We start from the raw sequence: 13,870 nt of genomic DNA, 5'->3' as shown, positions 1-13,870 counted from the left end.
TGCGGTCCGGGGCCGGGGCGGCGGATCAGCGCGCGTCCGGCTCGTCCGGCTCGTCCGGCCGCCAGGCGACGCCCAGCGCACAGTACGAGGCCGGCAGCACCGGGCCGTTCTCTGGCAGCAGCAGACGGCGGTGCGGCCCGAGCTCGAAACCGGCCGCGCGCACGGCGGCGACCGGGTCCCTCGACAGGTGGCAGCCGCCGCTCAGGACCGGCCACAGCGTGCGGTCCAGGGCCTGCTGGGTGAGTCTCATCGCCCGGCCGCCGCCCCGCCCGTGTTCGAAGAACCGCAGCTCGCCGCCGGGCCGGAGCACCCGCCGCACCTCGCCGAGCGCCCGCCCGACGTCCCGCACGCTGCACAGCACCAGCGACAGCACGGCCGCGTCGAACGCCTCGCTCTTGACCGGCAGGGCCTCCGCGGCGCCCGGCGCCACGTCGACCGGCACCTGGGCGCGCAGCGCGGCCTGGAGCGCCAACCGCCTCAGCAGCGGCTCCGGCTCGATCGCGACCACCTCCGCGACGGTGGCGGGGTAGTGCCGGAAGTTGAGCCCGTTGCCCGCGCCGATCTCGATCACCCGCCCGGACAGCCCGGCGAGCAGCCGCTCCCGCACCCCGGCCATCCCGAGCCGGGTCTCGGCGCCCGCACTGACCCGGGCGTACCAGCGGGCGAACACCGGATGGTGGACGGTACTCCGCGTCCCGTGGTCGGAGCGGGTGGACAGCAGGCGCATGGCAACCTCCCGGAAACCGGACAAGCCCTGCCAGAAGTGTCCCCCGCCCCACCCCGCCCGCCGACGAGCGACCCGGACGCGCCCCCGGCAGACCCACCGCAGCACAACGGCTCCTGTGGTGCACCGAGCCGTGGGCCTGGGACGCCTGGCCGAGGCGGTGTGCTCCGGCAGGAACGTCGGCGACCACCGCTCGCCCGGGCAGTGCCGGGCCGCTGCCCGGCGGCGGCCTCCCTCCCTCACCGGGCGACACCGGTGCCGGTGTGGGGCCCGCCCACCGGATCACAGGCCCGGTGCGGGGGCGCCGGGCTGCCGGGCCGCCGGTGGCGGGTGGCTGGACATCGCTGCCGGGCGCCACCAGCCGGTGCCCGGGGGACGGACCGGTGGTGCGCGGCGGCCGGTGCGGCCGCACCCTTCACCGACCGGGTGCGCGGAGCCGGACGCGGAAGTGCGGCGGTCGGCCGCGCCGCGCGGCCCTCGCGGACGGTGTCCCGACGACGCGACCACCGCCGCCGGTGCGGCGGCCCGGCGGCCTGGTGCGCGGGCCGGACGCTGGGCCACCGGTGGTTGCGTGGCCCGGCCGGTGCGCCTGCGGAGGCCCGTCCTGCCGGTGGGTCAGGGGGCCTCCGGGACCTGGAGCGCCTCCGTCACGCGGAACGCCTCCGCCTCCGGGGCGCCGCAGCCGGTGGGTCACGGGCCTTCCGGACCGGCTGCGGCCCTGCTCTCGGGGTGCCGCAGCCGGTTGGTTACGGCGCTTCCCGGAGTTGGTGCGTCCTCCGCCTGGGATGTCGCAGCCGGTGGGTCAGGGGGCCTCCGGGACCTGGAGCGCCTCCGTCACGCGGAACGCCTCCGCCTCCGGGGCGCCGCAGCCGGTGGGTCGCGCGCCTCCCGGACCTGGAGCGCCCCTGCTCTCGGGGCGCCGCAGCCGGTGGGTCACGGGCCTTCCGGACCCGGAGTGGCCATGCGCCTGGGGTGCCGCAGCCGGTGGGTCACGCGCTTCCCGGACCCGGAGGGCCCGCGGTCCCGGGGTGCCGCAGCCGGTTGGTTACCGCGCTTCCCGGAGTTGGCGCGCCCTCCGCCTGGGATGTCGCAGCCGGTGGGTCACGGGGCCTCCGGGACCTGGAGCGCCTCCGTCACGCGGAACGCCTCCGCCTCCGGGGTGCCGCGGCCGGTGGGTCACGCGCTTTCCGGAGCCGGAGCGCTCCTGCTCCCAGGGCGCCGCGGCCGGTGGGTCACGGGCCTTTTGGACCTGGTGCGGCCCTGCTCCGGGGGTGCCGCGGCCGGTGGGTCACGGTGCTTCCCGGACGCGGAACGCCTCGGCGTCCCAGGTGCCGTCCAGCCGGGGGGCCAGCCAGTCCGGGGCCGCTGCGCGGAAGGCGGCGGGCGGCAGCGCGCCGGCCCCCGCCGGCAGCGCGCCGAGCAGCGGGGCGGCGGCGACCTGCGGCAGGTCCACCACGTTGCAGCGGGCCGCCAGGTCGGGCGAGTCGGGCCAGGAACCGATCACCACCCCGGCCAACTCCAGCTCGCGCCGCCGCAGTTCGCGCGCCGTCAGCTCCGTGGTGTTCAGCGTGCCGAGCCCGGCCTGCGCGACGAGCAGCACCGGCGCGCCCAGCAGCCGGGCCGCGTCGGCCAGCGTGCCGCCGGCCGCGTCGAACCGGACGAGCAGCCCGCCCGCCCCCTCGACCAGCACCAGATCGTGCTCGGTGGCCAGTTTGGCGGCCCGCTCGGCCACCTCCTGCGGGTGCACCGGCGGCATCCCGGCCCGCCGGGCCGCCGTGCCCGGCGCCAACGGATCGGGGTAGCGGGCGAGTTCGGCGGCCGTGACGGGTCCCGCGAGCCGCGCGACCTCGTCGGCGTCCCCGCGCTCGTCCGGCCGTACCCCCGTCTGGGCGGCCTTCAGCACCGCCACCGACCGCCCGGCCGCGAGCGCCGCGGCGGCGACGGCGGCGGTGGTGACGGTCTTGCCGACCTCCGTGCCCGTCCCCGTGATCACCAGTACCGGCATGTCATCCCTCCCGCGCCGCGGCGCACACCGCGCGCGCGATCCGTGCCACGTCGTCGTCCGAGGTGACGTACGGCGGCATCGTGTACACCAGGTCGCGGAACGGGCGCAGCCACACGCCCTCCCGCACCGCGGCGCCGGTCGCGGCCCGCATGTCGACCGCGTGGTCGAGCTGGACGACCCCGATGGCCCCGAGCACGCGGACGTCCCGTACCCCGGGAACCTCCCGCGCCGGCGCCAGGCCCTCCCGCAGGCCCGCCTCGATCCGTTTGACCTCCGCCCGCCAGTCCTGTCCCAGCAGCAGCTCGATGGAGGCGCACGCCACGGCCGCCGCCAGCGGGTTGCCCATGAAGGTGGGACCGTGGGCGAGCACCGGCACCTCGCCGCGCGAGATGCCGTCGGCGACCCGCGCGGAGCACAGGGTGGCCGCCATCGTCAGATAGCCGCCGGTCAGCGCCTTGCCCACGCACATCACGTCCGGGGAGACGGCCGCGTGGTCCGCCGCGAACAGCGCGCCGGTACGGCCGAAACCGGTGGCGATCTCGTCGAACACCAGCAGCACGTCGTGCGCGTCGCACGCCTCGCGCAGCACCCGCAGGTAACCGGGGGAGTGGAAGCGCATCCCGCCCGCGCCCTGCACCACCGGCTCCACGATCACCGCGGCCAGTTCGTCCGCGTGCCGGCCGATCAGCTCGCGCAGGTGCTCCGCGTACGACTCCTCGTACTCCGCGGGCGGCGCGTCCGCGAACACCTGGCGGGGCAGCACGCCGGACCACAGCTCGTGCATCCCGCCCTCCGGGTCGCACACCGACATCGGCTGCCAGGTGTCCCCGTGGTAGCCGCCCCGCCAGGTCAGCAGCCGCCGCTTGCCGGCCCGGCCGAGCGAACGCCAGTACTGCAGGCACATCTTCACCGCGACCTCGACCGACACCGATCCCGAGTCGGCCAGGAACACATGCTCAAGACCCTCGGGCGACATGTCGACAAGGTGCTTGGCCAGGCGGACGGCGGGCTCGTGCGTGAGCCCGCCGAACATCACGTGGCTCATCCGCCCGAGCTGCCGCCGCGCGGCCTCGTTCAGCACCGGGTGGTTGTAGCCGTGGACGGCCGACCACCACGACGACATGCCGTCGATCAGCTCGCCGGAGCCGTCGGCCAGCCGCAGCCGGACCCCGCTCGCGGCCTCCACCACGAGCGGTTGGGCGCGTCCGGGCATCGGGCCGTACGGATGCCACACGTGCCGCCGGTCCAGCTCCAGCAGTTCCGGCACCCCGAGTTCAGGCATTGGGCGCGAGGTCCGTTCCCGCGCCCCGGCGGCGGACGGCGACGAGGTCGGGGCGCGGCCCGGCCGCGGCCGGCGCGGACGCCGTGCCGCAGACCCCGCCGCCGGCGTGCGAGCCGCACGCGGCGTCGGCGTCCGGGCCGCAGCCGCCCCCGGCGTGCGCCCCGCGACCCTCGCCCGGGCCCTCGTCCGCGTGCGACCCGCAGCCGCCCCCGGCCGCCGTGGCCCGGTGCTCCGGCAGGGTGACCTCCCCGGCGCCCTCCACCTCGAAGCCCGCGTCGGCGATCATCTCCAGGTCCGCCCTGCCGGCCTGGCCCTCGCTGGTCAGGTAGTCGCCGAGGAAGATGGAGTTGGCCAGGTGCAGCGCCAGCGGCTGCATGGTGCGCAGATGGACCTCGCGGCCGCCCGCGATGCGGACCTCCACGTCCGGGCAGACGAACCGGACCATCGCCAGGATCCGCAGGCAGCGCTGCGGGGTGAGGTTCCATTCCTTGGCCAGCGGGGTGCCCTCGAACGGGATCAGGAAGTTCACCGGCACCGAGTCGGGGTCCAGTTCGCGCAGCGAGTAGACGACGTCGACCAGGTCCTCGTCGCTCTCGCCCATGCCCGCGATGAGCCCGGAGCAGGCGGACAGACCGGCCGCGTGCGCCTTCCGCACCGTTTCCACCCGATCGGCGTACGTGTGGGTGGTGGTGATGTCCCCGTACGTGGCCTGAGAGGTGTTGAGGTTGTGGTTGTAGGCGTCCGCGCCCGCCTCGCGCAGCCGCTCCGCCTGGCCGTCGGAGAGCAGGCCCAGGCAGGCGCACACCTCGACGCCCTCGTTCTGCTCCTTGATCGCCTTGATGGTCTCCGAGACCCGGTCCACGTCCCGGTCCGTCGGACCGCGGCCGCTGGCCACCAGGCAGACCCGCTTGGCGCCGCCCGCGAGGCCCGCGGCGGCTGCCTGCGAGGCCTCCTCCGGCTTGAGCCAGGTGTACTTCAGGATGTCGGCCTTGGAACCGAGCCGCTGGGAGCAGTACGAGCAGTCCTCAGGGCACAGGCCGGACTTGAGGTTGACCAGGTAGTTCAGCTTCACGCGGCGGCCGAACCAGTGCCGGCGCACCTTGCCGGCCGCGGCCACCACGTCGAGCAGGTCGTCATCGGAGGTGGCCAGCACGGCGAGCGCTTCCTCGCGGGTCGGCAGCTCGCGCCGAAGCCCCTTGTCCACGAGCGTGTTCAGCAGGTCCATGAGGCCCGATCCTGTCCTACCGGACCGCCCCCGGCCAAGGAGGGGTCGCACAACGGGCGCGGTTCGCCGTGTGGGTATTGCCACACCCTGGGCGGTGGGCCGTCCCGCTAATGTCTGTCCGCTACCTACAAAAGCCACGGAGGACCCATGGCGTTCGGCTGGATCGACGAGCAGGCCGGGGCGCGCCGCCGCGCCGGACTCGTCCGCACCCTGCGTCCGCGCCCCGCCGGCTCGCCGCTGCTGGACCTGGCGAGCAACGACTACCTGGGCCTGGCCCGCCATCCCGAGGTCACCGAGGGGGCGGCCCGGGCCGCGCGGGTCTGGGGCGGCGGCTCCACCGGCTCCCGGCTGGTCACCGGCACCACCGAGCTGCACACCGAACTGGAGCGCGCGCTGGCCGCGTTCTGCGGCTTCGAGGCGGCGCTGGTGTTCTCCTCCGGCTACGCAGCCAATCTGGCCGCGGTCACCGCGCTCGGCCCGCACGGCTCGCTGATCGTCTCCGACGCGGGCAACCACGCCTCCCTCATCGACGGCTGCCGGCTCGCCCGGGGCGGCACGCAGGTCGTCGGGCACGCCGACCCGGAGGCGGTGCGCAAGGCGCTCGCCGCGCACCGGGGAGCGGCGATCGCGGTCTCCGACACGGTCTTCTCCGTCGACGGCGACCGGGCCCCGCTGGCCGAGCTGGCCGCGGCGTGCCGGGAACACGGCGCGGGCATGGTCCTGGACGACGCCCACGGGCTCGGCGTGCTGGGCGAGGGCGGCCGGGGCGCGCCGCACGCGGCCGGACTCGCGGGCGCCGCCGACGTGGTGGTGACGGCGACGTTGTCCAAGTCGCTGGGCAGCCAGGGCGGAGTGGTGCTGGGCCCCGCCCGGGTGATCGACCACCTGGTCAACGCGGCCCGGACGTTCATCTTCGACACGGGACTGGCGCCCGCGGCGGCCGGGGCCGCGCTGGCCGCGCTGCGGCTGCTCGAACGCGAGCCGCAGCGGGCGGCGCGGGCCCGCGAGGTGGCCGCCGCCCTGCACGCACGGCTGACCGCCGCGGGCCTGGAAGCGGTGCGTCCGGACGCCGCGGTGGTCTCCGTGCGGGCTCCGTCCCCGGAGCAGGCGGTGCGCTGGGCGGCCGACTGCCGTACGGCGGGACTGGCCGTGGGCTGCTTCCGCCCGCCTTCCGTGCCGGACGGCATCTCACGGCTGCGGCTGACCGCCCGCGCGGACCTGTCCGAGGCCGAGATCGAACGCGCTGTACGGGTCATCGGCGAGACACGGCCGTGAGGCGGCGTGAGGCCGCCGTGACGCCGCCGTGAGGCGGGGTGACACGGCCGTGAGTCGCACGGAGGACGGGTGAGGGCGATCGAAACCGATCAGATGGCGGTCACGAAACCGGTCCAGCTGCCGGTGGAGAAGAGCAGCGCGGGTCCGGCCGGGTTCTTCGAATCGCGCACGGCGAGCAGGCCGGCGCCGGGGCCGGAGCCCGGTTGGGCCGTCTCCACGCAGTTGTTGGCGCCCGTGCTGTGGCTGCTGCGCAGCCAGCGCACGCCGCGCAGGTCGGTACTGGCAGGAACGTTCCGAGGCAGTGCGGTCATGGTGCCTCCTTACGCGCCGTCACCTATCCCGGCGATGTAGTCCACCGAGTCTTCGGGGGAGAGGGCTTGGGATTGAAGGGTGCGGAAGGCCTCGGAGTAGGCCACGAGGTCTTCTTTCCGTTCCAGATAGAGGCTACTCGTCAACTGGTCGAGAACTACTACGTCCAGGTCAGAAGTGCTCGGAAATGAGAAGATAACGAAAGGCCCGGTGAGGCCGACATGGGCCCCGGCCCCGAACGGCAGGACCTGGAGCCGTACCTGGGGCAGCTGGGCGGCCTCCGTGAGCCACTGAAGCTGCCGGGCCATCACCTGCGGGCCGCCGACCTCGCGGCGCAGCACCGCCTCGTCCAGCACGGCGCTCAGCAGCAGCGGCGGGTCCGCACGCAGCACGTCCTGCCGGGCCAGCCGCACCTCCACCAGCGTGTCCAGGCGGTCCTCGTCCAGGTCCTTCACGGCCGCCCGGGTGACCGCGCGGGCGTAGTCGGCGGTCTGCAGCAGGCCGGGCACGACCGTGGTCTCCAGGGTGCGCATCGCGCGCGCCTGCGACTCCAGGCTGATGAAGTCGCGGTAGGTGGGCGGCAGCACCCCCCGGTAGGCGTGCCACCAGCGGTGCCGTCCGCCCGCCTCGTCCGACCCCGCCAGCATCAGCAGTAACTCGCGCAGCTGTCCGTCCCGCACCGCGTAGGCGTCCAGGAGCAAGCGCAGATCGGCCGGTTTCACACCGCTGGCGCCGGTCTCGATGCGGCTCACCTTCGACTGGTGCCAGCCGACCAGCCGGGCGGCCTCACCGCTGGTGAGCCCGGCGCCGGTACGCAGCATGCGCAGTTCGGCGCCCAGTTTGCGGCGGCGCACCGCCGGACCGTTCTGCATGGGCTCCTCCTTACTCCGACCGGGCCGCCCGCATACGGTCCCGCGGCGCGGAGTTCACCGCATCGAGCGACAGATATATGCATATCTTGGTGGATCGCCCCCCGTGACCGGCCCGTCGGTGGCAGTCTGGCGGACAAGCACCAGTCCGGGACCGTACGCGAACCCTCCGCTGTATGTCGGACCGCGGTCCCGCGGGAAGGGACGACGTCGCCATGGCAGGCCACCTGGAAGCATCCGTCACTCTGCCGAGCGATCCCGCCTCGGTCTCCGCGGCCCGCTCCTACGTCGTGGGCACGCTCGCGGAGTGGGGCCTCCCGTCGGACACCGAGGCGGCCGAGACCGTGCGGCTCATCGTCTCCGAACTCGCCACCAACGCCGTCCAGCACACCTTCGGCCAGTCGCCCACCTTCACGGTCGCCATCGCGCTGGACCGGGACGAGCACCTGCACATCGGCGTCACGGACAGCCACCCGCGCTTCCCGAAGAGACTGCCCGCGGCCGTCCAGCAGGACAACGGCCGCGGCATGGTCATCATCCGGTGGCTCACCGCGGAGTGCGGCGGCAGGCTCCGCGTCCGCCCCACCCGCGAGGGCGGCAAGACGGTCTGCATCGAACTCCCCTGGGCCGCACCGGCCGCTCCGCTCCCCCCGGTGGGCCGGCCCGGCCCCTGACGCCCGCAGCCGGCGGGCCCGGTGGCGCGCGCAGGGGCGCGCGAAAGGCATGCGGCCGGATGCGTCACCTCCGCGCGGCGGGCGGCACGTCGTGCGGAGGGGTTGGCGGGCGCCCTCGTCCGGGCCGCACCGGCCGCTTCGGTCGCGGTCCGGACGGCGAGCGCGCGGGGTGTGGGCGCCCGGCCGGGAGAGCGGGCGCGGGGGAGCGCCGGGGTGCGCACCGCACCGCACCGCCGGCAGCCGGCGCAGCGGCCGTGCCGGTGGCCCTGCCCGCGTGGCAGGGGTCGCGGGGCCCGCACCGCTGAGGGGGCCGTTCGTGCGTGGCCGCGGGTGCCCGTGCCCGCGTCACGCGTGCCCGTGCCCGCGTCGGTCCGGGCCTGTGCGCTGCCGGGCGGGCGGCTGCGGGCCGAGGCCCGGCGTGCGCACCGGGGGCGCCGCGGCGGCCCGGAAGCCGCGGCGGTCGCCCGGAGACCGGCGCAGGGGCCGCCTCCAGGGCGGCCGCCGCGCCGGGTGAACGGCGGGGCGGGCGGCCGTGGCCGCCCCGGCCGCCCGTGCGGTGCGGGCGGGCGGCCGGGGCGGCGACGGCGGGCTCGGAGCGGCTCCCCAGCCGGAGCCGCTCCCGCGTCGGCGGCGGTCAGCTGACCCGGCCGTACCAGACGCTCTTGGTCCAGATCTTCTGGAGCCGCACCACGTCACCGGTCTTCGGGGCGTGCCATATCTTGCCGTGACCGGCGTAGATGCCGACGTGGTAGACGCTGGAACCAGAGTGGAAGAACACCAGGTCGCCGGCCTTGCGGTGCTTGGCGGAGATGTGGTGCGTCTTGTTGTACTGCTGGGCGGCGGTGCGCGGCAGCTTCTTGCCCGCCTTCTTGAACGAGTAGAGCGTCAGCCCCGAGCAGTCGAACCTGCGCGGCCCGGTGGCCCCGTAACGGTACGGGGAGCCCTTCTTGGACGCGGCGATGTGCAGTGCTTTCGTCGCCGTGGTCGCGGCGGAGGCGTCGGTGGCCAGTCCGGGCACCGCGATCGAGCCGCCCACGGCGGCGAGGGTGAGAGCCGAGGCCGTGCCGGCCCGGGCCATCAGCGACGGGACACGATTCAGCGCAGTCATGCGCAACCCTTCGTCAGCCGCCTGTGAAGGATGACCTGTCGGATTCGGGCTGGCGAAGTTGCCCGGCCGCGTTGCCGCGGCTTCACCCCAAGGATCGCCCGGAACCTCCGCCCGTCTGCGTCGAGCAGACGCGCTTCCGCGCCGGCGACCCGTCTTGCTCGGGTCCTCCACTCCTGCCGATCCACTCCGTCGACCGGTCATCCAGGCGGCGGCAGGACTCGGCGTCCGCCCGGACCGCCCCGCCGCTGTGGCGGGGGCTTGTCGTCAGACGGGATCTTCACTCACACCTGTCCGAAAATCCCAACGGAATCGGGGATTTGTGGTGTTACTCACCACTCACCCGTCCGGGTGGACCGCGCTGTGTTCGAACCTCCGTCAGTTCCCGTACGTAGCCCCCGACCTGCGACGAAGCGTCACGCGACGCTTCCTGGGCCCCCGCCGCGCGCAACTCGGGGAACCCGGGAACGGCTCGGGATGTAACCCGGTCGGGCGTACGTCGTTCGGGCCGTTTCAAGTCCGGCCCGAACGGCACGCGTCGACGGGGCGAACCCATCGGTCCGGACGTGTGTCCGTCTCAGCCCACGCCGTCGGTCGGGAGCGCGACGCGAGCGGTCCGGCGCTCACCGTCCAGCACCCGCAACGCCCGTGCCAGCGTGTCCCCGTGCAGCTCCGTCTCGCCCCGCTGGTGCATCAGCGCAAGGGCGTCACGCAGCTCTGCCGCCTTGCGCACCAGGGCCTGGGCCGCGCGCAGACCGCCGTACGTGTCACCGCTCCGGGCCGGGTTGACGCGGCCGAGCAGGTCGACCGCCTCCAGATAACAGTCGATCAGCTCGCCCTCGGCCCGGGTCAGGGCGGGCAGCGGCGGAAGTTCCGGCAGCATCGGGGGCTCACCGCGCGCCCGGTGCGCCCAGCGCGTCCCGGCGGCTGGGCACGACGCCGTCCACCAGGCCGTAGGCGAGCGCTCCGGGGGCGTCCAGGACGAGATCCCGCTCCAGGTCCTGGTGGACCTGTGCGGCCGTGCGCCCCGTGTGCCGGACGAGCATCGCCTCCAGCAGCTCCCGTACCCGGGTCAGTTCCCCGGCCTGGATGAGCAGGTCGCTGGGCTGCCCGCGCACCGGTTCCGGCAGTGCGGGCTGCCCGAGCACCATGCGCGCGCCGGGCAGCGTGAACCGCTTGCCGGGGGCGCCGCCCGCGAGCAGCACGGCGGCCGTGGAGGCGGCCTGGCCCAGGCAGTAGGTCGCCACGTCGCAGCTGACGTACTGCATCGTGTCGTAGATCGCGGCCATCGCGTCGAAGGAACCGCCCGGCGAGTTGATGTACAGCGTGATGTCCCGGTCCGGAACCGCGTGTTCCAGGTACATGAGCTGCGCGGTCACGTCGTTCGCCGCCGCGTTGTCGATCGGCGTGCCGAGGAACACGACCCGGTCCTCGAAGAGCTTCGCGTAGGGGTCGAGCGTCCGCACGGCGGATCCGGTGCGTTCGGTGAACTCGGGCAGGACATGGCGGGCGGATGGTCGGGACATGGGCACACCCCTCTTCGCGGCGGAGCCGTCGGCCGGCTCGTCTGTTGAAAATGTACAGGACGTACAGAGTGGTGGGGTGTCGGGCGGCGAGGGAGGGAACCTGGAGGGTGCTGCCGCGCGCCCTTCCGGACCCGGCCCGCCCGGCCGGGTGGATGGCAGCCCGTGCGCGCGACGGCCGAGGGGGTTGTCAGGGGGTGCCCGTAAGCTGGGGGTATGGCCTACGAGATTCCGGTGACGCAAGCCAGGGCTGAGCTCGCCGACCTGATCAACCGCGTGGTGTACGGCGGTGAGCGCGTCGTCGTGACACGGCACGGCAAGCCCCTCGTCGCCCTGGTCTCGGCCGCCGACCTGGAACGCCTGGACGCCCTGGACGAGCCGGGCGAGGAGCAGATCGTCCGCTCCGTGTCCCTGGTGCGCGAGACCGGGCCCGCCGTGCGCGAGCAGCAGCGCTTCGGCATCGCCGCGGAACACAGGAGGCCGGGCACCACCTGAGCCGCGCCGGGCACCGGCCCCTCGCCGGAGCCCGGAGCCCGGAGCCCGGTGGACGCCGGCTCGCCGGGTGCCCCCGGCCCCGCGGTGCAGCGCCCGGCCCGAACCGGTGAGGACGCCGAGGCCGGCGCTCACCGGACGGCTGACCCCGCGGGCCACCGGCCCGATCCGCTGAAGCGGGGACCGCGCTCGGCATCCGCCGGCGCCTGCCGACGGGCGCCCGTCCCACAGCCCATGTCCCAGCAGCTCCGCGACCGGGTGCGCCGGACGGGCTCGCGAGCCGCCGTGCTTCCCCGCGGACGGTTGCCGTGCGGCCCGCGACCGCGGGCGTCGAACGCCGCACCCACCGGACGGCTGTCCTCGCGGGGTCGCCGCGGCCGTTCCCGTCGGAGCGGGGACCGCTCCGAAGACCCCGTGCGGCGGGCGGAACCGCCGAGCCGCCCGTCCCATGCCGAGCGCCCCGACCCCGGCGATGCCGGGGGAGTGCGCCCCGCCCACGCGCGTGCCGCTCGCCAGAAGTGCCGTGCTGGCCCACGGTCCCGCGTGGGACGCTGCGGCCGCGGCGCGCGACACGCCGACAGATCGACCGGTGACCGAGGTTCCGCTCAGCGAGACGTGATCATCCGGTTATCGGATTGGTAAAGAAGGGCGGTAAACCCTGTCCTCAGCGGGCTCGCAGTCGAGAGGATCCCCGCCTGACCACTCGCAGCGAAGCACGGGGAGGGCCCACTTGAGGGACTACAGACCGAAAAGCCGCGTGGCGGCGCTGAGTTCGGCCGGAGTGCTCGTCACCGCCACCCTGATCGCCGGGGCGGTGTCCGCTCCGACGGCCGGCGCGGTCGGCCGGCACAGTCAGGACCGGGAGGCGAACGGCGTCCGGATCGCCGCCGCCCGGGCCGCCCAGGCGGGCGTCGACTGGCAGGACTGCCCCGCCGACTGGGGGCTCGAGAAGCCCATCCAGTGCGGCTGGGTCACGGTGCCGCTGGACTACGCCCACCCGTACGGCAAGCAGATCAAGCTCGCCGTGGACCGCATCGGCAACACCGGGAGCAAGAGTGAGCGCCAGGGCGCGCTCGTCTACAACCCGGGCGGCCCCGGCGGCTCCGGCCTGCGCTTCCCGCGTCGGGTCACCACGAAGAACGCGCTGTGGGCCAACGCGGCCAAGGCCTACGACTTCGTCGGTTTCGACCCGCGCGGCGTCGGCCACTCCACGCCCATCTCCTGCGTCGACCCGCAGGAGTTCGTCAAGGCCCCGAAGCCGGACCCGGTCCCGGACAGCGAGGCCGACAAGACCGCGCAGCGCAAGCTGGCCCGCGCCTACGCCCAGGGCTGCGCCGAGCGCAGCGGCTGGATGCTGCCGCACATGACCACGCCGAACACCGCCCGCGACCTGGACGTCGTCCGCGCCGCGCTGGGCGAGAGGAAGCTCAACTACCTCGGCGTCTCCTACGGCACCTACCTCGGCGCCGTCTACGGCACCCTCTTCCCGGGGCACCTGCGCCGCATGGTCGTGGACAGCGTGGTCAACCCCTCCCGCGAGAAGATCTGGTACGAGGCCAACCTGGACCAGGACGTCGCCTTCGAGGGCCGCTGGAAGGACTGGCAGGACTGGGTCGCCGCGAACGACGCCGCCTTCCACCTCGGCACCACCCGCGCCGCCGTCCAGGCCAAGTGGCTCGAACTGCGCGCCACGGCAAAGAAGAGCCCGATCGGCGGGGTCGTCGGCCCGGCCGAGCTGATCTCCTTCTTCCAGAGCGCGCCGTACTACGACTCCTCGTGGGTGCCGGTCGCGACGGTCTTCAGCAAGTACGTCGCCGGCGACACCCAGGCACTGATCGACGCCGCCGCCCCCGACCTGTCCGACACCGCGGGCAACATCGCCTCGGAGAACTCCAACGCGGTCTACACGGCCGTCGAGTGCACCGATGCCAAATGGCCCACCAGCTGGAGGAAGTGGGACCGGGACAACACCCGGCTCCACCGGGACCACCCGTTCATGACCTGGGCCAACGCCTGGATGAACCTGCCCTGCGCCACCTGGCCCGCCAAGCAGCGCACCCCGGTCGAGGTCAGGACGCACAAGGGCCTGCCGAAGGTCCTCATCGTGCAGTCCACGCGTGACGCCGCCACCCCGTACGAGGGCGCCGTCGAGCTGCACAAGCGCTTCAAGGGCTCCCGCCTGATCACCGAGAAGGACGCGGGCTCCCACGGCGTCACCAGCCTGGTCAACCCCTGCGTCAACGAGCGCGTCGACGCGTACCTGCTCAAGGGCACGCTGGACCGCAAGGACGTGACCTGCGCCCCGCACGCCACGCCCAAGCCGTAACCGCATCCCTGCGGCGACGAGGGGCGGCCGGAGCTTTCCGGCCGCCCCTTCGCGGTGAGCG

General features: G+C 74.5%; 13 protein-coding genes and 1 riboswitch. Of the genes, 4 read left to right on the top strand and 9 right to left on the bottom strand.

The annotated features are described in order from the left end of the window. Window positions 1-25: 25 nt before the first annotated feature. The 4 genes from ABZ261_RS09560 to bioB all read right to left on the bottom strand — a co-directional run bounded on the left by ABZ261_RS09560 (window position 26) and on the right by bioB (window position 5,236). Window positions 26-727 (bottom strand): class I SAM-dependent methyltransferase, encoded by a 702-nt coding sequence (locus ABZ261_RS09560; protein ID WP_356857079.1) that lies wholly within the window; start codon window positions 725-727, stop codon window positions 26-28. Window positions 728-2,012: 1,285 nt separating this feature from the next. Beyond that, a complete protein-coding gene (bioD, locus tag ABZ261_RS09555) occupies window positions 2,013-2,729 on the bottom strand; it encodes a dethiobiotin synthase (protein WP_356857077.1) in 717 nt (238 codons plus the stop codon). Window position 2,730: 1 nt separating this feature from the next. Next, a complete protein-coding gene (locus ABZ261_RS09550; RefSeq protein ID WP_356857075.1) occupies window positions 2,731-4,011 on the bottom strand; it encodes an adenosylmethionine--8-amino-7-oxononanoate transaminase in 1,281 nt (426 codons plus the stop codon). Then, window positions 4,004-5,236: a biotin synthase BioB gene (bioB, locus tag ABZ261_RS09545; RefSeq protein WP_356857073.1), complete on the bottom strand. Its 1,233-nt coding sequence runs from the start codon at window positions 5,234-5,236 to the stop codon at window positions 4,004-4,006. The genes ABZ261_RS09550 and bioB overlap by 8 nt, the downstream gene beginning before the upstream one ends. 147 nt (window positions 5,237-5,383) lie before the next feature. Here bioB and ABZ261_RS09540 point away from each other — a divergent pair, with 147 nt between their 5' ends. Beyond that, window positions 5,384-6,511, top strand: coding sequence for an 8-amino-7-oxononanoate synthase (locus tag ABZ261_RS09540; protein ID WP_356857071.1), 1,128 nt, complete (start codon window positions 5,384-5,386; stop codon window positions 6,509-6,511). 89 nt (window positions 6,512-6,600) lie between these two features. Here the strand turns inward: ABZ261_RS09540 and ABZ261_RS09535 are convergent, their stop codons facing one another. Both ABZ261_RS09535 and ABZ261_RS09530 read right to left on the bottom strand, forming a co-directional pair. Further along, window positions 6,601-6,822 carry a DUF397 domain-containing protein gene (locus tag ABZ261_RS09535; RefSeq protein ID WP_356857069.1) on the bottom strand — a complete coding sequence of 74 codons (222 nt, stop codon included), beginning with the start codon at window positions 6,820-6,822 and terminating at the stop codon, window positions 6,601-6,603. Between the two features lie 9 nt (window positions 6,823-6,831). Further along, window positions 6,832-7,692, bottom strand: coding sequence for a helix-turn-helix transcriptional regulator (locus ABZ261_RS09530; protein ID WP_356857067.1), 861 nt, complete (start codon window positions 7,690-7,692; stop codon window positions 6,832-6,834). A gap of 212 nt (window positions 7,693-7,904) precedes the next feature. On the opposite strand from ABZ261_RS09530, the gene ABZ261_RS09525 reads away from it, so the two are divergent. After that, window positions 7,905-8,363, top strand: coding sequence for an ATP-binding protein (locus tag ABZ261_RS09525; RefSeq protein WP_356857065.1), 459 nt, complete (start codon window positions 7,905-7,907; stop codon window positions 8,361-8,363). 634 nt (window positions 8,364-8,997) lie between these two features. Here the strand turns inward: ABZ261_RS09525 and ABZ261_RS09520 are convergent. The 3 genes from ABZ261_RS09520 to ABZ261_RS09510 form a co-directional block, all read right to left on the bottom strand. Then, window positions 8,998-9,471 carry a C40 family peptidase gene (locus tag ABZ261_RS09520; RefSeq protein WP_356857063.1) on the bottom strand — a complete coding sequence of 158 codons (474 nt, stop codon included), beginning with the start codon at window positions 9,469-9,471 and terminating at the stop codon, window positions 8,998-9,000. Window positions 9,472-9,474: 3 nt separating this feature from the next. Further along, a riboswitch (cyclic di-AMP (ydaO/yuaA leader) is annotated at window positions 9,475-9,612 on the bottom strand. Window positions 9,613-10,045: 433 nt separating this feature from the next. Continuing rightward, on the bottom strand, window positions 10,046-10,351 hold the full coding sequence (locus ABZ261_RS09515; protein WP_356857061.1) for a hypothetical protein: 306 nt from the start codon (window positions 10,349-10,351) through the stop codon (window positions 10,046-10,048). A gap of 7 nt (window positions 10,352-10,358) precedes the next feature. Continuing rightward, entirely contained in the window at window positions 10,359-10,994 is a 636-nt protein-coding gene (locus tag ABZ261_RS09510; RefSeq protein WP_356857059.1) for an ATP-dependent Clp protease proteolytic subunit, read from the bottom strand. 213 nt (window positions 10,995-11,207) lie between these two features. On the opposite strand from ABZ261_RS09510, the gene ABZ261_RS09505 reads away from it, so the two are divergent. Further along, window positions 11,208-11,486, top strand: a complete 279-nt coding sequence (locus tag ABZ261_RS09505; RefSeq protein WP_356857057.1) for a type II toxin-antitoxin system Phd/YefM family antitoxin — start codon at window positions 11,208-11,210, stop codon at window positions 11,484-11,486. 727 nt (window positions 11,487-12,213) lie between these two features. Next, window positions 12,214-13,809 (top strand): alpha/beta hydrolase, encoded by a 1,596-nt coding sequence (locus ABZ261_RS09500; protein ID WP_356857055.1) that lies wholly within the window; start codon window positions 12,214-12,216, stop codon window positions 13,807-13,809. The last annotated feature ends 61 nt before the right edge of the window (window positions 13,810-13,870 follow it).

Origin of the sequence: Streptomyces sp. NPDC006193, from assembly GCF_040613915.1 — a bacterium.
Lineage (GTDB): Bacteria > Actinomycetota > Actinomycetes > Streptomycetales > Streptomycetaceae > Streptomyces.
This window is presented reverse-complemented; position numbering and strand designations above follow the sequence as displayed.